This is a genomic window from Enterobacter sp. BIDMC 27 (assembly GCF_000534415.1).
Classification (GTDB): Bacteria; Pseudomonadota; Gammaproteobacteria; order Enterobacterales; family Enterobacteriaceae; genus Enterobacter; species Enterobacter hormaechei_C.
The window spans coordinates 3,266,577-3,290,162 of the sequence record NZ_KI973178.1 but is presented as its reverse complement, the minus strand read 5'-3'; the positions used below and the strand labels follow the sequence as shown (position 1 = coordinate 3,290,162).

At 57.8% G+C, this 23,586-nt stretch carries 20 protein-coding genes and 1 pseudogene; 13 read left to right on the top strand and 8 right to left on the bottom strand.

Annotation, left to right across the window (positions count from 1 at the left end; translation table 11 throughout):
* Positions 1 to 67: 67 nt before the first annotated feature.
* The 11 genes and pseudogenes from L463_RS07195 (at position 68) to L463_RS07250 (ending at position 10,424) form a co-directional block, all read left to right on the top strand.
* A complete protein-coding gene (locus L463_RS07195; RefSeq protein ID WP_023303787.1) occupies positions 68 to 1,069 on the top strand; it encodes an LLM class flavin-dependent oxidoreductase in 1,002 nt (333 codons plus the stop codon).
* On the top strand, positions 1,066 to 2,187 hold the full coding sequence (locus L463_RS07200) for an amidohydrolase (RefSeq protein ID WP_017382285.1): 1,122 nt from the start codon (positions 1,066 to 1,068) through the stop codon (positions 2,185 to 2,187). Before L463_RS07195 ends, L463_RS07200 begins: the two co-directional genes overlap by 4 nt.
* A 16-nt stretch (positions 2,188 to 2,203) precedes the next feature.
* Positions 2,204 to 4,467: pseudogene (locus L463_RS24600) on the top strand (NtaA/DmoA family FMN-dependent monooxygenase).
* Positions 4,468 to 4,476: 9 nt separating this feature from the next.
* Positions 4,477 to 4,986: a GNAT family N-acetyltransferase gene (locus L463_RS07215; RefSeq protein ID WP_015570459.1), complete on the top strand. Its 510-nt coding sequence runs from the start codon at positions 4,477 to 4,479 to the stop codon at positions 4,984 to 4,986.
* Between the two features lie 9 nt (positions 4,987 to 4,995).
* Complete coding sequence (locus L463_RS07220; protein ID WP_032648401.1) at positions 4,996 to 5,922, top strand: amino acid ABC transporter permease; 927 nt, start codon at positions 4,996 to 4,998, stop codon at positions 5,920 to 5,922.
* Positions 5,906 to 6,679, top strand: coding sequence for an amino acid ABC transporter ATP-binding protein (locus L463_RS07225; RefSeq protein ID WP_017693375.1), 774 nt, complete (start codon positions 5,906 to 5,908; stop codon positions 6,677 to 6,679). The genes L463_RS07220 and L463_RS07225 overlap by 17 nt, the downstream gene beginning before the upstream one ends.
* Before the next feature lie 9 nt (positions 6,680 to 6,688).
* Positions 6,689 to 7,576 carry a transporter substrate-binding domain-containing protein gene (locus tag L463_RS07230; protein WP_017382289.1) on the top strand — a complete coding sequence of 296 codons (888 nt, stop codon included), beginning with the start codon at positions 6,689 to 6,691 and terminating at the stop codon, positions 7,574 to 7,576.
* Positions 7,577 to 7,617: 41 nt separating this feature from the next.
* The gene (locus tag L463_RS07235; RefSeq protein ID WP_032673224.1) at positions 7,618 to 8,235 is read left to right on the top strand and encodes a glutathione S-transferase family protein; all 618 of its coding nucleotides are present in this window, start codon (positions 7,618 to 7,620) and stop codon (positions 8,233 to 8,235) included.
* A 37-nt stretch (positions 8,236 to 8,272) separates the two neighbouring features.
* On the top strand, positions 8,273 to 8,503 hold the full coding sequence (gene pptA, locus L463_RS07240; protein ID WP_032102970.1) for a tautomerase PptA: 231 nt from the start codon (positions 8,273 to 8,275) through the stop codon (positions 8,501 to 8,503).
* A gap of 186 nt (positions 8,504 to 8,689) precedes the next feature.
* Positions 8,690 to 9,691 (top strand): Kdo(2)-lipid IV(A) acyltransferase, encoded by a 1,002-nt coding sequence (locus L463_RS07245; protein WP_017693378.1) that lies wholly within the window; start codon positions 8,690 to 8,692, stop codon positions 9,689 to 9,691.
* Between the two features lie 91 nt (positions 9,692 to 9,782).
* Positions 9,783 to 10,424 (top strand): ECs1377 family protein, encoded by a 642-nt coding sequence (locus tag L463_RS07250; RefSeq protein WP_023296669.1) that lies wholly within the window; start codon positions 9,783 to 9,785, stop codon positions 10,422 to 10,424.
* Here L463_RS07250 and L463_RS07255 read toward each other — a convergent pair.
* Positions 10,417 to 10,716 (bottom strand): ArsR/SmtB family transcription factor, encoded by a 300-nt coding sequence (locus L463_RS07255; RefSeq protein WP_000612740.1) that lies wholly within the window; start codon positions 10,714 to 10,716, stop codon positions 10,417 to 10,419. The genes L463_RS07250 and L463_RS07255 overlap by 8 nt on opposite strands.
* A 161-nt stretch (positions 10,717 to 10,877) precedes the next feature.
* Between L463_RS07255 and fusA the strand changes: the two genes are divergently transcribed.
* On the top strand, positions 10,878 to 12,977 hold the full coding sequence (fusA, locus tag L463_RS07260) for an elongation factor G (protein WP_023296668.1): 2,100 nt from the start codon (positions 10,878 to 10,880) through the stop codon (positions 12,975 to 12,977).
* A gap of 48 nt (positions 12,978 to 13,025) precedes the next feature.
* On the opposite strand, the gene L463_RS07265 is transcribed toward fusA, so the two are convergent.
* The gene (locus L463_RS07265; RefSeq protein WP_015570464.1) at positions 13,026 to 13,598 is read right to left on the bottom strand and encodes a flavin reductase family protein; all 573 of its coding nucleotides are present in this window, start codon (positions 13,596 to 13,598) and stop codon (positions 13,026 to 13,028) included.
* 105 nt (positions 13,599 to 13,703) lie between these two features.
* On the opposite strand from L463_RS07265, the gene nhoA reads away from it, so the two are divergent.
* Positions 13,704 to 14,549, top strand: a complete 846-nt coding sequence (gene nhoA, locus L463_RS07270) for an N-hydroxyarylamine O-acetyltransferase (RefSeq protein WP_017693381.1) — start codon at positions 13,704 to 13,706, stop codon at positions 14,547 to 14,549.
* An 80-nt stretch (positions 14,550 to 14,629) separates the two neighbouring features.
* Here the strand turns inward: nhoA and narI are convergent, their stop codons facing one another.
* The 6 genes from narI to L463_RS07300 form a co-directional block, all read right to left on the bottom strand.
* Positions 14,630 to 15,310, bottom strand: coding sequence for a respiratory nitrate reductase subunit gamma (narI, locus tag L463_RS07275; RefSeq protein ID WP_015570467.1), 681 nt, complete (start codon positions 15,308 to 15,310; stop codon positions 14,630 to 14,632).
* A complete protein-coding gene (gene narW / locus L463_RS07280; protein WP_032102973.1) occupies positions 15,307 to 16,002 on the bottom strand; it encodes a nitrate reductase molybdenum cofactor assembly chaperone in 696 nt (231 codons plus the stop codon). The genes narI and narW overlap by 4 nt, the downstream gene beginning before the upstream one ends.
* Positions 16,002 to 17,546 (bottom strand): nitrate reductase subunit beta, encoded by a 1,545-nt coding sequence (narH, locus tag L463_RS07285; RefSeq protein WP_032102974.1) that lies wholly within the window; start codon positions 17,544 to 17,546, stop codon positions 16,002 to 16,004. The genes narW and narH overlap by 1 nt, the downstream gene beginning before the upstream one ends.
* Positions 17,543 to 21,283 carry a nitrate reductase subunit alpha gene (locus L463_RS07290; RefSeq protein ID WP_032102976.1) on the bottom strand — a complete coding sequence of 1,247 codons (3,741 nt, stop codon included), beginning with the start codon at positions 21,281 to 21,283 and terminating at the stop codon, positions 17,543 to 17,545. The genes narH and L463_RS07290 overlap by 4 nt, the downstream gene beginning before the upstream one ends.
* A gap of 67 nt (positions 21,284 to 21,350) precedes the next feature.
* A complete protein-coding gene (locus L463_RS07295) occupies positions 21,351 to 22,736 on the bottom strand; it encodes a NarK family nitrate/nitrite MFS transporter (RefSeq protein WP_026094300.1) in 1,386 nt (461 codons plus the stop codon).
* A gap of 210 nt (positions 22,737 to 22,946) precedes the next feature.
* Positions 22,947 to 23,522: a TetR family transcriptional regulator gene (locus tag L463_RS07300; RefSeq protein WP_015570471.1), complete on the bottom strand. Its 576-nt coding sequence runs from the start codon at positions 23,520 to 23,522 to the stop codon at positions 22,947 to 22,949.
* Positions 23,523 to 23,586 lie beyond the last annotated feature (64 nt).

Here is a 23,586-nt window from a genome sequence, read left to right as displayed (position 1 = left end):
AATTGTTTCTCAGAGGTGAAATCCACCTTTAATAATGACGACATGTTAAGTCAAACGAGAACGCAACATGTCATGGCGAATCAGCATTCTGGATAAAAGCCCCGTCGCAGAACACGAAACAGCCGCCGATGCGCTGGCGCGAACCTTAGCACTGGCGCAACAGGCAGAAACGCTGGGTTATCACCGCTTCTGGATTGCCGAACACCACAATACCCCGCAGCTTGCCAGCCCCTCGCCGGAGCTGCTGATTGCCTGGATCCTCGGGCAAACAAAACGTATTCGCGTGGGCTCAGGCGGCGTCATGCTGCAACATTACAGCCCCTATAAAGTCGCCGAAAATTTTAACGTACTGGCCGCCATTGCGCCGGGCCGGGTTGATCTGGGCGTTGGCAAAGCGCCCGGCGGTCTGCCGCTCTCTACCCGCGCCTTGCAGCACGGCCTTAATCCGCAGGAAAAAGGCAGCTTTGCTGAACAACTGACGCAGCTCGATCGCTGGATCCGCCCTGAAAATCAGTCAGCGGAGGAGGACGTTCGCGCCACGCCGCTGCCGCCGGTGCCTGCCCGGGGGTTTCTGCTGGGCGCCAGCACAGAAAGCGCGCTGCTGGCGGCCTCCCTCGACTGGCATTTTGTCTTTGCCGCCCATCTGAACGGTGATCCTGAGCTGCTGCGCGAGGTCGTCACAGCCTGGCGTCAACACAGCGTCCGGGAGGTGATTGTGGCCGTGCAGGCCATTGTTGCCCCAACCCAGGCTGAGGCCGATGCGCTGGCGCAGAAGGTTGAAGTGTGGGGCGTGGAGCTGGCAAACGGACAGCGCGTCACCGTCGCCAGCGAAGAACAGGCCTACGCCTTTGCGCGGCAGGCGGGGAGTGAACCGGTGCGCATCGCGCGTCGGGCGCAGTCTCTGCTGGCCGGAACGGCGGCGTCGGTGCTTGAACAGCTCAACGCGTTGCATCAGCAGTGGGGGATTGACGAATTTATCATCGACACGCCGGTCGCTGATGGCGCAACGCGCGTACAGTCCCTGCGACTGCTGGCCGAGGCGCGTCCTGACAGGGAGGTTACCGTATGAGCTTTAGCGAACAACTGATTGCCTGGCGCCGTGAGCTGCACCAGAACCCTGAACTCTCTGGTCAGGAGGTCGAAACAACGGCGCGCCTGCGCGAGTGGCTGACGGCAGCCGGGATTGCCCCGCTGCCTTACGATCTCCAGACCGGGTTGGTTGCGGAGATCGGCACGGGCAACGCACTGGTTGCGCTGCGCGCCGATATCGACGCGTTACCCATCGACGAGCGCAGCGGGGTGCCGTTTAGCTCCCGGCGCGCCGGGGTGATGCATGCCTGCGGACACGACATTCACACCAGCGTGATCCTCGGCGCCGCGCTAAAGCTGAAAGAGCGGGAAGCCTCGCTCAACGGTCGCGTGCGGATCCTGTTCCAGCCAGCGGAAGAGAATTTCGGCGGAGCGAAAAGCATGGTGCGGGCCGGGGCGTTACGCGACGTACGCGCGATTTTCGGGATGCATAACGAGCCGTCACTGCCGGTCGGCGAGTTTGCCACGCGCGGCGGCCCGTTCTATGCCAACGTTGATCGCTTCGTTATTCACGTGACCGGCAAAGGCGCGCATGCCGCACGTCCCCATGAAGGCAACGACGCCATCGTGCTGGCAAGCCAGCTGGTAACCGCGCTGCAAAGCGTAGCCAGCCGTAACGTCAACACGCTGGATTCGGTTGTTCTGAGCGTGACGCGCATCGCCGGGGGGAATACCTGGAACGTGCTGCCGGAAAGCGTTGAGCTGGAGGGCACGCTGCGCACGCACCGCACGGAAGTGCAGCAGAACGTGAAAGCGCGCGTCGGTGAAATCGCCGCCGGATTTGCCAGCGCCTTTAGCGCGCAAATCAACATCACCTGGTACGCCGGGCCCACCGCGCTGGTGAACGATGAGCACTGGGCCGGGTTTGCCACCTCGGTCGCGCGCGAAGCGGGATATGAAACCCGGCATGCGGAACTGCACATGGGCGGGGAGGATTTCGCGGTCTATCTGCAAAACATACCCGGCGCGTTTGTCAGCATTGGCAGCAACAGTCCGTTTGGGTTACATCACCCGGCATTTAACCCGGACGAAGCATTAATCGAACCCGCTGCCCGCTATTTTGCTCAGCTCGCGGAAAAAGCCCTGCAACACGTTTAATTAATTTGAGGTGAATATGTCTGCACATCGTCAATTGCGGCTGGGGACCATTTTGCATGGTGCATCCGGAAATATGTCTGCCTGGCGCCATCCGGCGGCGGTCGCGGATGCCAGCATTAATTTTGATTTCGTTAAAGTAACGGCTTTAAAAGCAGAAGAGGGCAAGCTCGACTTTATATTTGTGGCCGACGGTCTTTATATTAACGAGAAATCCATTCCGCATTTTTTAAACCGCTTTGAGCCGCTGACGGTGTTGTCCGCGCTGGCGAGTATCACCTCGCGCCTGGGGCTGGTCGGCACGTTATCCACCTCCTACAGCGAGCCTTTCACCGTTGCACGCCAGTTCGCCAGCCTCGATCACCTGAGCAACGGACGCGCGGGCTGGAACGTGGTGACGTCACCGCTGGAAGGGTCAGCCAGGAACTTCTCCCGCGAAAAACACCCGGAGCATGCGCTGCGCTACCGCATTGCCGATGAGTATCTCGACGTGGTGAAGGGGCTGTGGGATTCCTGGGAAGGGGATGCCTTTATCCGCAATAAAGAGAGCGGACAGTTCTTTGATGCGTCGAAACTGCATACTCTTGATCACCACGGTGATTTCTTCCAGGTTTCCGGCCCGCTGAATATTGGCCGCACGCCGCAGGGACGTCCGATTGTCTTTCAGGCTGGCGCGTCCGACGACGGTAAAAAGCTGGCGGCAAAACACGCTGACGCCATCTTTACCCACCATGACACGCGGGAAGAAGCCCAGGCTTTTTACCGCGATGTTAAACAGCAGCTGGAAAGTCACGGCCGCCGCGCAGAGGATTTACATATATTCCAGGGCGTCAGCGTGATTGTTGGAAACGACGCCGATGACGTAGAAAACCAGTATCAAACTATGGCGGCACTGGTCTCCATTAATGATGCGCTGAATTACCTCGGACGTTATTTCGAGCATCACAACTTCAGCCAGTATCCCCTCGACGCGCCGTTCCCGGATATTGGCGATTTGGGCAAAAACAGCTTCCGCAGCACCACCGATGAAATCAAGCGTAACGCCCGTGAGCGCAACTTAACTCTGCGTCAGGTCGCGCTGGAAGCCGCATCGCCGCGCCCGCGTTTTTCCGGCACACCGGAGCAGGTGGCCGATGGTTTACAGGCCTGGTTCGAAGAGAAGGCGGCGGATGGCTTCATCATTCAGGGCGGCACGCCGGACACCTTCCCGCGCTTTGTCGACCAGGTGGTGCCCGTTTTACAGGCGCGCGGCCTGTTCCGCACCGACTATCCCGGCACCACGCTGCGCGAAAGTCTGGGCTTAGACGAGCCCAAAAATCAGTTCACACAACAATAAAAGAGAAAAACGCTATGCAGAAATCATCGCTTATTCTGGCGCTTGCGCTGGCCTTTACCCCTGCCGTCTGGGCAGAGAACGTCAATATTAACGGCACCGGCGTGAGCATTGAGGCCTATAAAACGCCGATCAATACCGCCAAAAACAGCGATGCGATCGCGCAACTGCCGAAAGACTATCGTTTTGCCGTGCCGGGGAAATTTACCGTGGCGGTGGCGGGACTGAATCAACCGCCACTGACGGTCTTTTCCGACGACAACAAAACTCTGCTGGGAAGTGAGGTCGACATCGCGCGTCTGGTAGCGGACAGCCTCGGACTGGAGCTGAACGTGGTGCCCACCTCCTGGGAGGATTGGCCGCTGGGGGTTGCCTCCGGGAAATACGACGCGGCTATCAGCAACATCACCGTCACTAAAGCGCGCAAAGAGAAGTTCGACTTCGCCACCTACCGCAAGGATTCACTTGGCTTCTACGTGAAATCCACCAGTCCGATCAACTCGCTTGTGAAGGCAGAGGATATCGCCGGGCTGCGCATCATCGTGGGTTCCGGCACCAACCAGGAGGCCATCCTTCTGGCATGGAACGAAGAGAACCTCAAAAAAGGGCTTAAACCCTTTACGCCGATCTACACCAAAGACGACGCGGCCCAAACGCTGGCGCTTCAGTCCGGACGCGCGGACGCCTACTTTGGCCCGAACGTGATCGGTGCCTGGAAAGCGGCGCTTAACGGTAAAACCAAACTGGTCGGCAGCGTCGACGGCGGCTGGCCGAAGGCGGCGCATATCGCGGTGACGCTGAAAAAAGGCAGCGGCCTGGTCGAGCCGGTTCAAACCGCGCTGAACGGCGCGATCAAGAACGGAGATTACGACAAAGTGCTGAACCGCTGGGGGGAAGGCGTGGAGCGTATCCCCAGTTCCGAAGTTAACCCGGCGGGTCTGGGCGATTAAGGAGGCGCTATGCGCGAACAATTTCGTGACGTTTCGCCGGAAGATGCCGATCTTCAGCCCATTATCGAGGGGCTTTTCGGTGAGTACGCCGCTCGTTACGGCGACTACTTTTCAAAGGATGCGGAAGTCGAGCTGACAGAGTGGTACCTGGCGCCGCAGGGGCTGTTTATCGTCCTGGAGCGCGATGGCGAGATCATCGCCACCGGTGCGTACAAGCCCTTCGACGAACATACCGCAGAGATCAAACGCATCTGGACGAATAAAACGCTGCGCCAGCAGGGGCTGGCCGCGCGCGTGGTACAGGAGCTGGAGCGCCGGGCGGTGCTGGCGGGCTACAGCCGCATCTACCTGACCACGGGGTTTCGCCAGCCGGAGGCGGTGCGGCTCTATCTCAGTCAGGGGTATCAGCCGCAGTTCGATCTTAACCGCGATCCGGAAGAGTATAGCCAGCCGCCGTTCGACGGTCGGCTGCGTTTCACCAAGACGCTGATCCGCGAAGCGCTCAGCAAAACCGCATAAGGAGCGACGATGAGCAACGTTGAAACCATAAAAGTGGTCCCGGCACGTTATCCGCTGCGCGCTGCTGGCGCCGTGGTGGCGCTGTTTGTACTGGCGGTCGTGATCCAGTCCGTGGCCTTTAATCCGCGCTGGGAATGGGCGGTATTTGCCCGCTGGTTCTTCGACCCGGTGATCCTCGAAGGCGTCGGCCAGACGCTGCTGCTGACGTTAATAAGCACCGTACTGAGCGTGGTTATTGGCGGCATGCTGGCGCTGGCGCGGCTCTCGTCATCATGGCTGTTGAGCAGCCTGGCGTGGGGTTACATCTGGCTGTTCCGTTCCCTGCCGCTGATCGTGGTGCTGATTATCCTCTATAACTTCTCCTATCTCTACGACACGCTCTCTCTCGGCGTGCCTTTTACCGGCATTACCTGGGGCAGCTTTGAAACCATCAACGTTCTCGGGCAATTTTCTACCGCCATCGTGGGGCTGACGCTGGTGCAGAGCGCCTATACTGCGGAGATCATTCGCGGGGGCTTCCTTGGGGTCGACCACGGTCAGTATGAGGCGGCCGCTGCGCTGGGTCTGCCGGCGTGGCGTCGCACGGTGCGCATAATTCTCCCGCAGGCGCTGCGCACCATCCTGCCGTCCGGGTTTAACGAAATCATCAGTCTCGCCAAAGGGACGGCGATGGTTTACGTGCTGGCGATGCCGGAACTGTTCTACACGATCCAGATGATCTACAACCGCACCCAGGAGGTGATCCCGCTGTTGATGGTGGGGGCCGTCTGGTATCTAGTGATCACCACCGTACTGTCTGCCATCCAGCATGTTATTGAGCGTGGACTCGCCCGCAGCGAGCGCCGCTCCGCCGTAAACCAGAACCGGGCGACCAGTCGCGCGCGTTCCGTCACCACTTCGCCAGCACAGGAGCCTGTTCATGCAAGCCTCTCCTGAAGGACACATTTCCATTACCGGCGTCAGTAAGTTTTTTGGCCGACATAAAGCGCTCGATAACGTCACGCTTGAGATCCCGCCGGGCTCCGTGACGGTGATCCTTGGCCCCTCTGGATCGGGAAAATCGACGCTGCTGCGCACCATTAACCATCTGGAGCGCGTAGACGAAGGCTTTATTCAGATTGACGGGGATTACATCGGCTATCGCCGTCAGGGTGACAAACTCTACGAGCTAAAAGAGAAAGAGATCCTCAAACAGCGCGTCAACGTTGGGTACGTGTTTCAGAACTTCAATCTTTTTCCGCATCTCACGGTGCTGGAAAACCTGATTGAAGCACCCATCGCGCATAAAAAGTTCAGTAAAAAAGAGGCTGTTGAAAACGCCTACAGCCTTCTGGATGTGGTAGGTCTGCGCGATAAAGCCGATGCCTGGTCGCGTCACCTCTCCGGCGGCCAACAGCAGCGTATCGCCATTGCCCGCGCGCTGGCGCTGCGCCCGCGCGTGATGCTGTTTGATGAACCCACCTCGGCGCTGGATCCGGAACTGGTTGGCGAAGTGCTGGACGTGATTAAAAAGCTCGCCCGTTCCGGCACTACGCTGGTGGTGGTCACCCATGAGATCGGCTTTGCCCGGGAAGTGGCGGACCAGGTGGTATTTATGGTCGACGGTAAAATTGTGGAGCAGGGCAGCAGCGACGACGTGTTAAACCGACCGTCGCATCCGCGAACGCGCCAGTTCCTCTCAAAAGTGCTGTAAGGAGCGCAGATGAAATATGGACTCCTGGCGGGGCTGGTCTTCACGACGGCGAGCTACGCCAGCATTGATTTAAAGGCCAACGAACAGCCGCTGCCGGTGACGGTTGATCAACAGGCAGTGGCGAAAATCCCGGCGAACTATAAATTTGTTGAGCCGGGTACCCTCACGGTGGCGATTTCAGCCCTGAATTCTCCGCCGCTGGCGCTGCTGGCCAGTGATAACCGCACCCGTATTGGCAGCGACCCGGATATCGCCCGGTTGCTGGCGGGCAGTCTGGGGCTGAAGCTGAAGCTGGTGCCAACGGCGTGGGAAGACTGGCCGCTGGGGATCACTTCCGGGCGTTATGACGTGGCGTTGGTGAATATCGCCGTCACCGAGCAACGTAAGGCGAAGTTCGATTTTGCGACCTATCGCGTCGATTCCCTCGCCTTCTCGGTGAAATCCACCAGCAACGTACAGTCGATCACCCGTGCGAAAGATCTGGCCGGTAAAAAGGTGATTGTCGGGTCAGGCACCAATCAGGAACGTATTCTGCTGGGCTGGAACGAAGAGAATAAAAAGGCCGGGCGCGAGCCTGCGTTGCCGGTTTATCTGACCGACGACGCCTCAGGCAATCTTTATATTCAGTCCGGCAGGGCGGATGTCTTCTTTGGACCGCAGTCCGTTTCTGCCTATAAAGCCGCGTTAACCGGCAAAACCCGCGTCGTGGGATTAGGACCGAAGAAAGCCTATGTCGCCACCACAACCAAAAAAGGCAATGGGCTGGTGTATGCGTTGCAGGCTGCGCTGGACGGTGCGATTAAGCGCGGGGAGTATCAAAAGGTGCTGGCGCGCTGGGGGGAGGCGGGCGAAGCGGTGACGTCTTCAGATGTTAATCCGCCCGGGATAACCTACTAATGGTGCTCTACACTTAGGGTTTTCATCCCTGAGGGGGCAACATGATCAAACTCTATGGCGTACCCGGCTGGGGATCGGCAATCAGTGAAGTGATGCTGACTCTGGCAGACATCCCGTATCAGTTCGTCAACGTGGACGGGTTTGACCAGCCCGGCCCGCAACGCGAATTGCTGTTAAAACTGAACCCGCTGTGCCAGGTGCCGACGCTGGAACTGGAAAACGGGGCGATCGTGACGGAAACCGCGGCGATCGCCCTGATGGTGCTCGACAGACGTCCCGACCTCGCGCCGCCCGTAGGGCAGGCCGAGCGCCAGCAGTTTCAGCGCCTGCTCATCTGGTTTGTGGCGAACGTCTATCCCACCTTTACGTATGCAGATTACCCGGAACGCTGGGTTCCTGATGCCCCGGAACAGCTGAAGAAAAATTGCATTGAGTACCGAAAATCGCTCTATCTGTGGTTCGACAGCCAGCTCAGCGCCTCGCCGTTTGCGTTTGGCAAACAGCTGACGCTGCTTGACGTCTATATTGCCGTTGCGCGTACCTGGGGGCCACGTCATGAGTGGTTTGCCACTAACACGCCTAATATTAGCGCCGTCGCGGATGCCGTCTGCGCGCTGCCGGAACTGCACAAGGTGCTAAAAGCTAACGATATAATCTGATAACGTGGAACGCTCACCTATAAAAGGAGCCCTGCCCATGCCACACGTTGATATCAAATGTTTTTCACGCGATCTGACTGACGAACAAAAAACGGCCCTGGCGGCGGATATCGCCGAAGCGATCGCCCGTCATCTGAACAGCAAAGATCGCTCAATCTCCGTGGCGCTTCAGGAGGTTCAGGAAGCTGACTGGAAGGCGCAGGTCTGGGATACCGAGATCGGCCCGAAACTGGATGAACTGATTAAGAAGCCCGGTTATTCGATGTAACTTGCCTGCCGGGTGGTGCAATATCACCCGGCGCTCCTCGCTTTTATTCCCTTTCGCAAAAATCGATAATAAAAACCATAACGATTCCGCTACAATTCATCCTTCCGAACAATATTCGTTGAATCAGCAGGTAAGCAATGCAACTGCACCAGATTAAGTACAAATTAGTAAAAGGATAATTTTTCCATGACAAAATTACCTCAGTTTTCACTCGCCTTTATTCATCCTCGTTACTGGCTCAGCTGGGCAGGCATTGCCGCGCTCTGGTGCACGGTTCAGCTTCCGTACCCGCTGCTGTTGAAAACAGGTCACGGGCTTGGGCGTCTGGCTATGCGCCTGCTTCCACGCCGCGTGGAGATCGCCAGACGAAATCTTGAGCTTTGCTTTCCTGATATGAAAGAGGACGAGTGCGAGCGTTTACTTGAGCGTAATTTTGAATCGGTTGGAATGGGCGTCATCGAAACGGGGATAGCGTGGTTCTGGCCAGACTGGCGCGTACGGAAACACTTCAGCGTAACCGGCTACGAACATATGGAACAGGCGCGGGCGCAAGGAAGGGGCGTGGTGCTCATTGGCATGCATTTTCTCACGCTGGAATTAGGCGCACGCATCTTTGGCATGCTCAACGCGGGTATTGGTGTGTATCGTCCCAACAATAATGCGTTGCTCGACTGGCTGCAAACGCGCGGTCGTCTGCGTTCCAATAAAACCATGCTTGACCGCTATGACCTGAAGGGCATGATCCGCGCGCTGAAGCAAAACGAGATCCTGTGGTATGCCCCGGACCACGACTATGGCAAAACGAATAGCGTGTTTGTGCCGTTTTTTGCCGTCCCGGACGCCGCGACAACTGCCGGGAGCTACATGCTGGTGAAAAGTGCCAGACCGGCCGTGATCCCGTTTGTACCGCGCCGAAAAGCAGACGGCACAGGGTATGAGCTGATTATTCTGGAGGATATCAGCGATACCTTGCAGGGAGGCGACAAAGCGTCGGTGGCCACGCAAATGAACAGAGCGATTGAGCGCGCCGTGATGATGGCGCCTGAGCAATATATGTGGCTGCATCGCCGGTTCAAAACCCGCCCTGAAGGCCAGCCGGACCGGTATAAACGCAAAAAACAGATCCCATCTTCTGCAAGAACCTTATCTGCCAGCGATATTTCGGACCGGTCGAGTATCCAGCAGTAGCCCGGCAGGGCGGATGCCGGTGCGCTCCGCCCTTTATAAATCCTGCCGCGCTGGATAGAATTACCGCATCCACATTGACGGGATGCCCAACATGACCGGAAGAGTCGATTATCATCTGGAAAAATACCTCCTCACCGAAGCCGGTGAGCCGGAACGTCTGACGCGCCAGTGGGCGGAGGTGATGCGCGAGTGTCATGACCAGAAATCCGGGGCAGAAGAGCGGCTGCGTCTTGCGCTGCTGAATGTGGATTACGTGACCAGCTTTGAGCTTCCCTTCCGGTTACTTCTTACCCGCGCACCGCAGCTGATTGATGGCATCAGAAATGAGTTTCAGCTCAGTCAAAAAAATGTCCTGTTCAACGGCAAGCGGTTTGGCTGCGTCTACAGCCTTAAACAGGATTTGAACGGCATTCCCGATGAATTTACCTACCACCTGAAGACCCGTATTCAGCGAATCGATGCGTCCGGCGGTTCGGAAGTGCCTTACCGGCAAATCGCTCAGCAGGTGAAAGCCCCCCGCGAGCGCCTCCAGCTGGCGCTGGAACAGGGGCTTGCGGTCACCGCGCTTGACGGGCTTTTCTGGTTTGGCCTCCAGCGCATAGCCGCCGACGTGCAGCGGTTAAGGAAGACCGGGATGAGAATAGTGACGTCCGATACGGAGGTGTTCGACACCCTTACCGGAACAACACGGCGGATTCCGGTTTATCGTCTTGAGGACGCTGCCGCTACTTAGCCTGGAGCAGGATCGCCAGCAGCCCAGGAAAACGGGCGTCCAGATCTTCTCTTCTCAGTGAGATCATATTCTCGCGCCCCTGCGGGCGCTGCCAGATCACACCGCTGTCGCGCAGCACGCGCCAGTGGTGAGTCATAGTGGATTTCACCACCTCTTCCGGGCGCAGTGCGTTACAGCTCAGTTCGCTGCCGTCGGCCAGCCTGCGGATAATCGCTAATCGCAGCGGATTGCCGAGGGCGAACAGCACATTTTCCAACACTATTTGTTCAGGTTCCGGGTGGTTTGGGATCATCGTTTTCCTGCGTCTCGCGTGAGATTGAGCTATATCAACAATAGGTCAACCGTTAAAAAATAGTTCGATAATACTCGTACAATGGGACTATTATAACAAACGAACGAACACGCGACCATCCCGGTCGTCACAAACCAGTCATGAAGACTTAAGGAAATAACATGCCCCGACCCATTCCACTCGAACGTTATCGCAACATCGGTATCTCCGCGCATATCGATGCGGGCAAAACAACCACCACTGAGCGCATCCTGTTTTACACCGGGATGAGCCACAAGCTGGGTGAAGTACACGATGGCGCGGCAACCACCGACTGGATGGCGCAGGAGCAGGAGCGCGGGATCACCATTACGTCGGCGGCGGTGAGCTGTTTCTGGCCCGGTATGGACAGAGGCTTTGAACCGCACCGCATCAATATTATCGACACCCCCGGGCACGTGGATTTCACCATTGAGGTGGAACGTTCCATGCGTGTGCTCGACGGCGCGGTAATGGTCTATGACTCCGTCGGTGGTGTGCAGCCGCAGTCGGAGACCGTCTGGCGTCAGGCGAATAAATATCATGTTCCGCGTCTGGCGTTCGTCAATAAAATGGACCGCCCGGGCGCAGATTTCTTCCGCGTGGTGCGGATGATGCAGGAGCGGCTGAAAGCCAATCCGGTCCCGATTGTGATCCCCGTGGGGGCAGAAGAACACTTCACCGGCGTGGTGGATCTCATCAAGATGCGCACCATTCTGTGGGACGATGCGACGCAGGGCATGGCGTTCAGCTATGCGCCAGTCCCTGACGATCTGCTGAGTACCGCCCAAGCGTGGCGAGAAAAAATGGTTTCGGCTGCGGCAGAAGCCAGCGATGAGCTTATGGATAAGTACCTTGAGACGGGCGAACTGGATGAAGCAGAAATCATCCAGGGGCTGCGCGTCCGGACCATCTCCGGTGAAATACAGCCCATGCTGTGCGGCAGCGCTTTCAAGAACAAGGGTGTGCAGCGCATGCTCGACGCGGTGATTGAATTGATGCCGTCTCCACTGGACGTGCCCGCTATTGATGGGGTAGACGAAGACGGACAGCACGCCGAGCGCCACCCAAGCGATGATGAACCGTTCTCGGCGCTGGCCTTCAAGCTGATGAGCGATCCGTACGTCGGCCAGCTGACCTTTATCCGCGTCTATTCTGGCATACTGCGCAAAGGCGACGCGGTGTACAACCCGGTGAAGGGCAAGAAAGAGCGTATCGGGCGCATCGTGCTGATGCATGCCAACGATCGCCATGAGGTGGACGAGCTGCGTGCAGGGGATATCGCAGCCTGTGTCGGGCTGAAAGACGTTACCACCGGTGACACGCTGACCGACCCGAATGCGGTGATCACCCTTGAACGGATGGAGTTCCCGGACCCGGTTATTTCGCTGGCGATTGAGCCGAAAACCAAGGCCGATCAGGAGAAAATGGGGATTGCCCTACAGCGCCTGGCTGCGGAAGATCCGTCGTTCCGCCTGCACACGGACGAAGAGTCCGGACAGACCATTATCTCCGGGATGGGCGAGTTGCATCTGGAGATCATCGTCGACCGCATGAAGCGCGAGTTTGGCGTTGAGGCGAACATTGGTCGTCCGCAGGTCACCTACCGTGAAACCCTGCGTAAAGCGGTGAAGGATATTGAAGGGAAATTTGTCCGACAGTCCGGCGGGAAAGGGCAGTACGGTCATGTGGTCCTGAGCCTTGAGCCGTTAGCCGCCGGGAGTGGTTTTGTGTTTGAAGATGCCACCAAAGGCGGGGTGGTGCCGCGGGAGTACATCCCGTCGGTGGAAAAAGGCTTGCGAGAAGCCATGAATACGGGAGTGCTGGCGGGCTATCCGGTGGTGGATGTGAAAGCGACCCTGACGTTTGGTTCCTACCATGACGTTGACTCCTCGGAGATGGCCTTCCGCATGGCGGCGATCCTCGGCTTCAAAGAGGGCGCTAGGCGGGCGGATCCGGTTATTCTTGAGCCGGTGATGCACGTTGAGGTGGAAACGCCGGAAGAGTACGCCGGGAACATTATGGGCGATCTCTCCTCCCGTCGCGGCCTGGTGCAGGGAATGGCAGAACAGTACGGCAGCCAGATTATTCGCGCTGACGTCCCGCTGGCTGAGATGTTTGGCTACGCCACCACGCTGCGCTCGATGTCCCAGGGGCGCGCGACGTATACGATGGAATTCCATCATTTTGCGGAAGCTCCGCGAAATGTGGCGGATGAGATTATTGCGAAGCGTGTGAAGTAATAAAAAGCCCTCTTCCTCAGGAAGAGGGCTTTTCTTTTTTGAGGTGCGTTAATCCAGCGCCTTCACCATTTTCCCGCTCGCGACAAACGTGCCCGCTCCCAGATGATGCAGCGTATTCAGTTTATCCCCGTCAAACTGCCAGCGTCCGGCGACAAATGCGCGTTCATCCGCCGCGGCGGAAACCACTTCGCCAAACAGAGTGTCATATTTCTCTGCCGCAGAGGTTACAGGTAATAACCGGCACTCCATCCACGCCAGACATTTCTCTTCTATAACCGGCAGGCCAAGCTCAGGGCCATAAATAACCGGGATCCCGTAGCAGTTAAATTTATCCTCGTCGCGCCCGCTGACGCTGCCGACCGCCCAGGTCCAGTTGGCTGCCGCCACGCCGGGGATCACAATGCCGAATTTCCCGCTGCGTTCGATCAACTCCCGTGACCACGCGCTTTTGTCTACCACAATCGCGATACGCGGGGGTTCAAATTCCACCGGCATAGACCACGCGGCGGCCATGACGTTGCGACGATCGATGGTCTCATCCCGGCTGGTGATGAGCACGGTTGGACCGTGATTCAGAAGGCGGCTGGCGTGACGTAATTCAACAGGGCGAAAGTGGCTCATAGGATCTCCTCATGTACACGACGAGTATGACGAAAAAGCACTTTTACGCATATGCATAAGGGAAAATAGTTTATAAACAGGGGATATCACATCCTGGAGCAAATCATGTCCCCATTTCTGAGCGCTTATTTTGCCCGCACGGGCTGGCAGCAGCCCGTACAGGTTAATATCGATACCCTGCGGGGGCTGCATTTACACCATAACTGCGCCATCCCTTTCGAAAATATCGATGTCGTTTTGCCGCGTGAAATCCATCTGGATGACGGGTGTCTGGTGGATAAACTGGTCACCGCGCGTCGGGGGGGATATTGCTTCGAGCAAAACGGCCTGTTTGAGCGGGTGTTGCGCGAAGTCGGTTTTACGGTGCGCAGCGTGCTGGGGCGGGTTGTGCTGGCTAATCCGTCGCAGATGCCGCCGCGTACGCACCGGTTGCTGCTGGTTGAGCTGAACGGCGAGCGCTGGATCGCCGATGTGGGATTTGGCGGACAAACGCTGACGGCGCCGATTCGTTTGATCGCCAACGAGGAACAGGAAACCCCACACGGGCGTTATCGTTTGCTGAGCGAGGGTAACGACTGGGTACTGCAATTCCGCCATCACGAGCACTGGCAGTCGATGTACCATTTTGACCTGGCGACCCAGTACTTCAACGATTACGTGATGGGAAACTTCTGGTCGGCGCACTGGCCGCAGTCCCATTTCCGTCATCACCTGCTGATGTGTCGCCACCTGCCGGACGGGGGCAAGCTGACGCTGACCAACTTTAATTTTACCCACTGGCAGAACGGTCATGTGGAGGAGCAGATCCATTTGCCGGATGCGGAGGCGCTGTATAAGCTGATGCAGGCGCGGTTTGGCCTGGGCGTTGATGACCCGAAGCACGGCTTTACCCTGGCCGAGCTGACGGCCGTGATGGCGGGGTTTGATACGCATCCACAGGCAGGTAAATAGCCCGGTGGCGGCTACGCCTTACCGGGCCTACAGCGGCTTGAAACGTAGGTCGGGTAAGGCGAAGCCGCCACCCGACAAAATCAACGGCGCGATCTCACTACCTGATAGCGACGGGTGAAGTACTCAAACGGCGCGCTCCACACGTGCACCAGACGGGTGAACGGGAAGATAAGGAAGATCGTCATCCCCAGCACCAGATGCACGCGGAAGATCGGTGCGACGCCGCTCAGCATTTCTGACGAGCCTCCCTTAAACGTCACGATCCCCTGCGCCCAGCCGACCAGCTTCATCATCTCGCTTCCGTCAGGATACTGGGCGGAGAAAGGAATGGTCGACAGCCCAAGGATGCACTGAAGCAGCAGGATACTCATGATGATAATATCCGGCGTGGTGGACGTGGCACGCACCCGCTGGTTGAACAGGCGGCGGATCAGCAGCATCGACCCGCCAATCAGCGTCAGCACCCCGCAAATCCCCCCCGCAATCATGGCTAACTGCTGTTTAACCGCGACGGGTAAAAACCAGGCGTACATCCAGTGCGGGGTTAACATGCCGAACAAATGCCCGAAGAAGATCCCCAGAATGCCAATATGAAACAGGTTAGAGCCCCAGTTCATCCCGCGCTTGCTGAGCATCTGGCTCGACGAGGCGCGCCAGGTGTACTGCCCGTAGTCGTAGCGCAACCAGCTGCCAAGGAAAAACACGGTGGCGCAGATGTACGGATAAATGTCATAGAAAAACACGTTCAGGTAATGTGTCATTTTGGGCCTCCGGCGCTGACGTCCACGTACTGCGGCGCGACGTCCTGGCTAAAGCGTCGTTGATATTGCTGCATCGGCGAGCTGTCGCACGATGTGGCGTTGTCTTCGATAAACTTCACCTGTTCCTCTTCCCACACGGCGTCCAGCGCCTGACGGGTATCATCCCGTTTTTCACCAGACACCTGCTTCGCCACGCTGTCGCTGGAAAGCCGTGTACCGGCCATCGTCAGCAGGGCGTCAAACAGCTGGTAATGTGCCACCTCGCGCTGTTTCAGCCGGCCGCCAATCAGCGCCAGGATCGGCGCGACGTTTTGCAGCCCTTCACGCGCCTCGTCATCGCTGACGATACTGAGATATTCCAGATAGAGCGGCAGATAGTCCGGCAGCTCGCGGCAGTCAAGCTGAAGGCCGGCTTTCTCATACTGGCTCATCAGGTCGACCATCGCCTGACCGCGATCGCGGGACTCGGCGTGAACGTGTTCGAACAGCAGTAGCGAGGTTGCGCGCCCGCGTTCAAACACTTCGCACCATTCGGCCTGCTTATCCAGCAGCGGGGCGCTCAGGTGCTGCTGCGCAAACGGCAGCAGCATGGGCGCGTCCTGTTCCACCAGGGAAAGCGCTTCGTCACGGTTTTCCCACAGCAACTCATCGGGATACTCAATGAGCAGCGCGATGATTTTGAGGATCTGCATTATTCTCCCTCCCCGTGTTCGCGCACTTCGGTGATGTTGATCGCGTCGATGCGGCTGCTGTTGAAGAGGTTGAATTTGGTGTCGGAGCCGTGGCAGCCGTCGCCGAAGGTGAAGCCGCAGCCGTTTTTCTCCGGGAAGGCGTCGCGCGCCATTTCGCGGTGGCTGGTCGGGATCACGAAGCGGTCTTCGTAGTTGGCGATAGCCAGATAGCGGTACATCTCCTCAACCTGCGCTTCGGTCAGGCCCACTTCTTCAATGGCGCGGGTGTCGGTCACGCCTTCCACGGTCTGGGAGCGTTTGTAGTGGCGCATCGCCATCATGCGCTTCAGGGCGCGCAGCACCGGACCGGTATCGCCCGCGCTGAGCATGTTTGCCAGGTACTGGACCGGGATGCGCAGGCTTTCGACCGCAGGCAGCACGCCGTCGCTCTGCGGCAAACCACCCGCGTCGGCGTAGGACTGAATCGGTGACAGCGGCGGCACATACCAGACCATCGGCAGGGTGCGGTATTCCGGATGCAGCGGCAGGGCAAGCTTCCAGTCCATCGCCATTTTGTAAACCGGGGAACGCTGTGCCGCGTCGATGACGTTCTGCGGAATACCCTGTTTCAGCGCTTCCTCAATCACCGCCGGATCGTTCGGGTTAAGGAACACGTCGCACTGGCGCTCGTACAGATCGGTTTCATGCTCGGTGCTGGCCGCCTCTTCAATGCGGTCCGCGTCATACAGCAGCACGCCGAGATAGCGGATGCGCCCAACGCAGGTTTCCGAGCAGACGGTCGGCTGGCCGGACTCAATGCGCGGGTAGCAGAAGATGCATTTCTCTGACTTGCCGCTCTTCCAGTTGAAGTAGATTTTCTTGTACGGGCAGCCGCTGATGCACAGACGCCAGCCGCGGCATTTGTCCTGGTCAATCAGCACAATGCCGTCCTCTTCGCGCTTGTAAATCGCACCGCTCGGGCAGGTGGCAACGCAACTGGGGTTCAGACAGTGCTCGCACAGGCGCGGCAGGTACATCATGAAGGTGTTTTCAAACTGGCCGTACATCTCCTTCTGGATCTTCTGGAAATTGCGGTCGCGGGCGCGTTTTTCGAACTCGCCGCCCAGCAGCTCTTCCCAGTTGGGCCCCCATTCGATTTTATCCATTCGCTTGCCGTCAATCAGCGAGCGCGGGCGGGCGGTAGGGAGGTGATCGCTCTCTGGCGCGCGGTGCAGATCCTGGTAATCGAAGGTGAAGGGTTCATAGTAATCGTCAATCTGCGGCAGGACGGGGTTAGCGAAAATCTTCGACAGCACGCCCATTTTGCCGCCGAGGCGCGGGGTCAGCTTGCCGTGAATACCGCGGATCCAGCCGCCTTGCCACTCATCCTGATCTTCCCAGTTTTTCGGATAGCCGATACCCGGTTTGGTTTCGACGTTATTAAACCACGCGTACTCCATCCCTTCGCGCCCGGTCCAGACGTTCTTACAGGTGACCGAGCAGGTGTGGCAGCCAATGCATTTATCGAGATTCAGAACCATGCCAACCTGTGAGCGTATTTTCATTTTTTCGCCTCCTGTACCTGATCCCGACCTTCGCCGTCCAGCCAGTTAATGTTTTTCATTTTACGGATCATGATGAACTCGTCGCGGTTCGAGCCGACGGTGCCGTAATAGTTGAAGCTGTACGCCAGCTGCGCGTAGCCGCCGATCATGTGGGTCGGTTTCGGGCAGACGCGGGTGACCGAGTTGTGGATCCCGCCGCGCCGTCCGGTTACTTCTGACCCCGGAATGTTCAGGATGCGCTCCTGAGCGTGGTACATCATGGTCATGCCCGGCGGCACGCGCTGGCTGACCACCGCGCGGGCGGTGAGGGCGCCGTTTGCGTTAAAAGCTTCGATCCAGTCGTTGTCCTCTATGCCCAGCTCGCGCGCGTCGGTTTCGCTGATCCAGACGATTGGCCCTCCGCGCGACAGGGTCTGCATCAGCAGGTTTTCGCTGTAGGTGGAGTGAATGCCCCATTTCTGGTGCGGCGTCAGGAAGTTAAGCGCTTTTTCCGGGAATCCGTTCGGCGGGATTTCGCGCATATGGGTAACGCTGCGGGTGTCAATCGGTGGACGATAGGCCACCAGACTCTCCCCGAAGGCGCGCATCCAGGCATGATCCTGATACAGCTGCTGGCGGCCCGAAATCGTGCGCCACGGGATCAGCTCGTGAACGTTGGTATAGCCTGCGTTATAGGAGACGTGCTCGCTCTCAAGGCCGGACCACGTCGGGCTGGAGATGATTTTGCGCGGCTGCGCCTGAATATCGCGGAAGCGGATTTTCTCATCTTCTTTGTTCAGCGCCAGATGAGTGTGATCGCGTCCGGTCAGTTCGCCGAGGGCTTCCCAGGCTTTGACCGCGACCTGACCGTTAGTTTCCGGCGCAAGGGCGAGGATCACCTCTGAAGCGTCAATGGCGGTCTCGATGCGCGGACGACCTTTCGCCGGGCCGTCGAGCTTGACGTAGTTGAGCTTGCCGAGGAAATCGACCTCGTTCTGGGTGTTCCACGATATGCCTTTTCCGCCGTTACCGAGCTTGTCCAGCAGCGGCCCAAGGGCCGTAAAGCGCTCGTAGGTTTCCGGGTAGTTACGCTCGACCACGGCGATGTTCGGTGCCGTTTTGCCGGGGATCAGATCGCACTCGCCTTTGCGCCAGTCCAGAATATCAAAAGGCTGCGACAGCTCCCCCGGGGAGTCATGCTGAAGCGGCTGTAGCACCACGTCAGTTTCGGTGCCGAGATGTCCGACGCACACCTCAGAGAAGACTTTGGCGATGCCCTTGTAAATCTCCCAGTCGCTGCGGGACTCCCACGCCGGGTCAACGGCTGCGGAAAGCGGGTGAATAAACGGATGCATGTCCGAGGTATTCATATCGTCTTTTTCATACCAGGTGGCGGTGGGCAGGACGATATCCGAGAACAGGCAGGTGCTGGACATACGGAAATCGAGCGTCACCAGCAGATCCAGCTTGCCCTCAATGGCGGCGGTTTGCCATTCCACCTCTTCAGGTTTCACGTCGTCCGTTGAGCCTAAATCCTCACCCTGAATACCGCTCTCGGTGCCAAGCAGGTATTTCAGCATGTATTCATGGCCTTTCCCGGACGAGCCAAGCAGGTTAGAACGCCAGACAAACAGGTTGCGCGGGTGGTTCTTACCGTTATCCGGCTGTTCGCAGGCGAAGCGGATATCGCCCGATTTTAACGCCTGCACGGTGTAGTCCTGCGGCGACATCCCGGCGGCGTCCGCCCGGGCCTTAACGTGCAGCGGGTTGAGGTTGAGCTGCGGCGCGGAAGGGAGCCAGCCCATGCGCTCGGCGCGGACGTTGAAATCAATCAGGTGACCGGTAAACTTCGATGCGTCTGCAAGGGGAGAAAGCAGTTCCTGTGCGGTGAGCTTCTCATAGCGCCACTGGCTGGCGTGGTTGTAGAAGTACGATGTGCTGTTCATCTGGCGCGGCGGACGGTTCCAGTCCAGCGCGAAGGCCAGCGGCAGCCAGCCGGTTTGCGGGCGCAGCTTTTCCTGGCCGACATAGTGCGACCAGCCGCCGCCGCTCTGCCCGACGCAGCCGCAGAAGACCAGCATGTTGATCATCCCGCGGTAGTTCATGTCCATGTGGTACCAGTGGTTCACACCGGCCCCGAGGATGATCATCGAACGACCATGAGTTTTGTGCGCCGTGTCGGCAAATTCACGGGCGATTTTTTCTATCAGATAAGCGGGGACGCCGGTAATTTGTTCGCCCCAGGCCGGGGTATAGGCTTTTATCTCGGCGTAGTTTGTCGCCGCGTTACTGTCTTCCAGACCGCGATCGAGGCCGTAGTTTGCCAGCACCAGATCGTACACGCTAACCACGCGTCTCTGGCTGCCGTCGGCCAGCGTCAGGGTTTTACTCGGTACGCGGCGCGTCAGCACCGGCTCCTGCTTCACGCTGCGGAAATGCGGATTCTCGTTGCCCCCGAAGTAAGGGAAGGCCACGTCTGCCACGCTGTCGTGGGTGATGAGCAGGGAAAGCGTCAGCTCGGTTTCCTGTCCCGCAGCCAGCGACTCCAGGTTCCATTTGCCTTTTTCACCCCAGCGGAAGCCGATGGAACCATTCGGCGCCACCAGATTTCCGGCCACGTCAAAGGCGATGGTTTTCCACTCCGGATTATTGGTTTCACCCAGCCCGTCGGCCAGATCCGACGCGCGCAGCATGCGGCCCGGCACCACGCGACCGTCAGCCTGTTCATCCAGCAGGACCAGCATCGGCATGTCGGTGTAGCGGCGGCAATAGTTGAGGAAGTACTCGCTCGGGTTATCGAGGTGGAACTCTTTAAGGATCACATGGCCCATCGCCATGGCAAGGGCGCTGTCGGTACCCTGTTTGGGGGCCAGCCACTGGTCGCTGAGCTTCGCCACCTCCGAGAAGTCCGGCGTAATGGCGACGGTCTTGGTGCCCTTGTAACGCACTTCGGTAAAGAAGTGGGCGTCCGGGGTGCGCGTCTGCGGCACGTTCGACCCCCAGGCAATGATATAGCTGGAGTTGTACCAGTCCGCGGATTCCGGCACGTCGGTCTGTTCGCCCCAGGTCATCGGCGACGCCGGTGGCAGATCGCAGTACCAGTCATAGAAGCTCAGGCAGGTGCCGCCGAGCAGGGAGAGATAGCGCGTACCGGCGGCATAAGAGACCATCGACATGGCCGGGATGGGGGAAAAACCGGCTACCCGATCCGGGCCGTAGTTTTTGATGGTCCAGACGTTGGCGGCAGCAATCAGCTGGTTAAGCTCTTTCCAGTTTGAGCGGATAAAACCGCCTTTTCCGCGCGCTTTCCTGTAGCTCTGCGCTTTCTGCGGATCGTTCTGGATGGCATCCCAGGCCAGCACCGGATCGGTATGCTGCGCCAGCGCCTCGCGCCAGAGTTCGATCAGCCTGCGGCGTACCAGCGGGTACTTGAGACGGTTGGCGCTGTAGAGATACCAGGAGTAGCTTGCGCCACGCGGGCAGCCGCGAGGTTCGTGGTTAGGCAGGTCAGGGCGGGTGCGCGGGTAGTCGGTCTGCTGGGTTTCCCAGGTCACCAGGCCATTTTTGACATAAATCTTCCAGCTACAGGAGCCGGTGCAGTTAACGCCGTGGGTGGATCGCACAATCTTGTCGAACTGCCAGCGCTGACGGTAGCTGTCCTCCCAGTCGCGGTTGGTGTGGTACACCTGCCCGTGCCCATCGGCGAAACTGTCGCCTTTTGTTTTGAAGTAACGGAAGCGGTCCAAGAGTTTGCTCATGACATTTCTCCTGCTTCGATAGCATGGCCGGAGGGTGAGACATCACGCTCCGGCGAAGAGGTAGTTATTATTTTTGTGAGGATTTGCGGCCGTACACCAGCCAGGTGACGAGCACGCAGACGATGTAAAACACGAGGAAGACTTTCATGGCGCCCACCGGGGAACCAGTCATCGCCAGGGATGTGCCAAAGGCTTTGGGAATAAAGAACCCGCCTACCGCACCGATGGCAGAGATAAAGCCCAGCGCGGCAGCCGTTTCGGTCACCGCTTCATGCTGTGCCTGTTCGTCGCTCCCGCCCTGTTTTTTCACGCGGTCGAGGGTGATTTGGCGAAAGATAATCGCGATCATCTGGAAGGTCGAGCCGCTGCCCAGGCCTGCGGTGAGGAACAGGCCCATAAAGACCAGATAGAAGGCCATAAAACTGCCTGAACCAGACCCGGGGAGCGTCAGGAAAATCAGGGCGCTAAAGATGGCCATAAAAACGAAGTTGATCAGCGTCACCCGTACGCCGCCCAGCCTGTCTGAAATCATTCCGCCAGCCGAACGCGCCAGAGCGCCGATCAGCGGGCCAAAGAAGGCGAGGTGGAGGATATTTACGTCCGGAAACTGGGTTTTCGACAGCATAGCAAAGCCTGCCGAGAAACCGATAAACGAGCCGAAGGTTGCCAGATAAAGCAGGCTCAGCAGCCAGAGGTGAAAGCGCTTCAGCACCGGAAGCTGGCTGGCAATGGACGCTTTCGAGCTGGCGATGTCGTTCATGCCAAAAAACGCCGCAAGGGTAGCAAGAATCAGCAGCGGGGCCCAGATCCACGCCGCGTTCGCCAGCCACATCGTCGAGCCATCCTCCTGGGGGACGCCGTGAACGCCGAGGAAGGTAAACATCGGCAGAAAAATCACCAGCGGCGCAACCAGCTGCATCACGCTCACGCCCAGGTTACCCAGCCCGCCGTTAATGCCCAGCGCGCTGCCCTGTCTGGCTTTCGGGAAGAAGAAGCTGATGTTTCCCATGCTGGAAGCGAAGTTGGCGCCGGCAAAACCGCACAGCAGTGCGATGATGATAAAGACCCAGTAAGGCGTGGCGGTATTCTGGATGGCGATCCCAAGCCAGACACAGGGTACGACCAGGATAACGGTACTTAACACGGTCCAGTAACGTCCGCCAAATATCGGCACCATAAAAGAGTAGGGGACACGCAATATCGCGCCGGAAAGAGAAGGTAATGCCGTTAGCATAAAAAGCTGATCGGTGCTGAAATTAAATCCGACCTTATTAAGATTTACCGCAATAGCGCTAAACAACATCCATACACAAAACGCGAGAAGCAAACACGCCACGGAAATCCACAGGTTTCTACGTGCGATATGTTTCCCTTTATTCTCCCAAAATTGCGCGTTTTCCGGTTTCCAGTTACTCAACAGATGCTGATTACTCTTCTCGCTTTGATGTGACATATCACCCTCTTGCTTACCCAAATGGAGAGAAAAAAGAAGTGAAAACAGAAAGATACCTTTCGGCAGTTTGTAGAAATTTTTGGATGTTATGGGATACATCTGAAAGGATAGATAAAAAAGCGAATCCCTGAGTTTGGAATGGGAATCAGGGTTCGCTTTATGTGTTACTAATTGTAACTGTTTGCGGAAATTAATACCCCGATGGGAGTATTAAAACAATTCGAGGGAAATAAGCTTATCCAGATGCTTATTAAATGCCGCGTCGTCCATTTCAGGCATATTTAATACGTATATGCCATCCAGGCCACATACCAGACCAATTAAACGCCAGGCGATATTTTCCGGCTGGTCAGCAAGCGTAAAGGCGTTGGCCTCCGCCCCGGCGCGGATAATCGCGACCGTTTCCTGGTGCCACATCTCCATGGTCAAAACGTAGGCGCCTTTGATATCGCTATCCCGGCTGGCAAGAATTTGCGCCTCCCGCCACAGTCGAATATAAGGCTCAAACCCGCCGTCATCGCTGCCGAGCATGGCATGCAGGCGCTCGCGCCAGCCGGCGTTTTCGCCAACGATTTCAGCATCCAGCAAATCGCGGATTAGCCGGACAAACGCCAGCGACTTAAGCTCGCCCGCCGACGCAAAGTGGTGATGCACCTGCCCGGTGGCGACGCCCGCTTCGGTGGCGATGCGGCGCACGGTCATCGCAGCGAATCCTTCGGTCAGCGCCACGCGCATCGCGGCCTGGAGGATCTCTTCCCGCCGCTCGTCCTTGCTCAGATAACGCATAATTTCTCACTCTCAATGGCAACGAAACGAGTGTAACAAAGAGCTGGACAAGTGTTCAACTTTA

What these genes read in the sequence shown, in the direction of transcription:
- L463_RS07195 (WP_023303787.1), top strand. Translation starts at nt 68, where the DNA reads ATGTCATGGCGAATCAGCATTCTGGATAAAAGCCCCGTCGCAGAACAC.
- L463_RS07200 (WP_017382285.1), top strand. Translation starts at nt 1,066, where the DNA reads ATGAGCTTTAGCGAACAACTGATTGCCTGGCGCCGTGAGCTGCACCAG.
- L463_RS07215 (WP_015570459.1), top strand. Translation starts at nt 4,477, where the DNA reads ATGCGCGAACAATTTCGTGACGTTTCGCCGGAAGATGCCGATCTTCAG.
- L463_RS07220 (WP_032648401.1), top strand. Translation starts at nt 4,996, where the DNA reads ATGAGCAACGTTGAAACCATAAAAGTGGTCCCGGCACGTTATCCGCTG.
- L463_RS07225 (WP_017693375.1), top strand. Translation starts at nt 5,906, where the DNA reads ATGCAAGCCTCTCCTGAAGGACACATTTCCATTACCGGCGTCAGTAAG.
- L463_RS07230 (WP_017382289.1), top strand. Translation starts at nt 6,689, where the DNA reads ATGAAATATGGACTCCTGGCGGGGCTGGTCTTCACGACGGCGAGCTAC.
- L463_RS07235 (WP_032673224.1), top strand. Translation starts at nt 7,618, where the DNA reads ATGATCAAACTCTATGGCGTACCCGGCTGGGGATCGGCAATCAGTGAA.
- pptA (WP_032102970.1), top strand. Translation starts at nt 8,273, where the DNA reads ATGCCACACGTTGATATCAAATGTTTTTCACGCGATCTGACTGACGAA.
- L463_RS07245 (WP_017693378.1), top strand. Translation starts at nt 8,690, where the DNA reads ATGACAAAATTACCTCAGTTTTCACTCGCCTTTATTCATCCTCGTTAC.
- L463_RS07250 (WP_023296669.1), top strand. Translation starts at nt 9,783, where the DNA reads ATGACCGGAAGAGTCGATTATCATCTGGAAAAATACCTCCTCACCGAA.
- L463_RS07255 (WP_000612740.1), bottom strand. Translation starts at nt 10,716, where the DNA reads ATGATCCCAAACCACCCGGAACCTGAACAAATAGTGTTGGAAAATGTG.
- fusA (WP_023296668.1), top strand. Translation starts at nt 10,878, where the DNA reads ATGCCCCGACCCATTCCACTCGAACGTTATCGCAACATCGGTATCTCC.
- L463_RS07265 (WP_015570464.1), bottom strand. Translation starts at nt 13,598, where the DNA reads ATGAGCCACTTTCGCCCTGTTGAATTACGTCACGCCAGCCGCCTTCTG.
- nhoA (WP_017693381.1), top strand. Translation starts at nt 13,704, where the DNA reads ATGTCCCCATTTCTGAGCGCTTATTTTGCCCGCACGGGCTGGCAGCAG.
- narI (WP_015570467.1), bottom strand. Translation starts at nt 15,310, where the DNA reads ATGACACATTACCTGAACGTGTTTTTCTATGACATTTATCCGTACATC.
- narW (WP_032102973.1), bottom strand. Translation starts at nt 16,002, where the DNA reads ATGCAGATCCTCAAAATCATCGCGCTGCTCATTGAGTATCCCGATGAG.
- narH (WP_032102974.1), bottom strand. Translation starts at nt 17,546, where the DNA reads ATGAAAATACGCTCACAGGTTGGCATGGTTCTGAATCTCGATAAATGC.
- L463_RS07290 (WP_032102976.1), bottom strand. Translation starts at nt 21,283, where the DNA reads ATGAGCAAACTCTTGGACCGCTTCCGTTACTTCAAAACAAAAGGCGAC.
- L463_RS07295 (WP_026094300.1), bottom strand. Translation starts at nt 22,736, where the DNA reads ATGTCACATCAAAGCGAGAAGAGTAATCAGCATCTGTTGAGTAACTGG.
- L463_RS07300 (WP_015570471.1), bottom strand. Translation starts at nt 23,522, where the DNA reads ATGCGTTATCTGAGCAAGGACGAGCGGCGGGAAGAGATCCTCCAGGCC.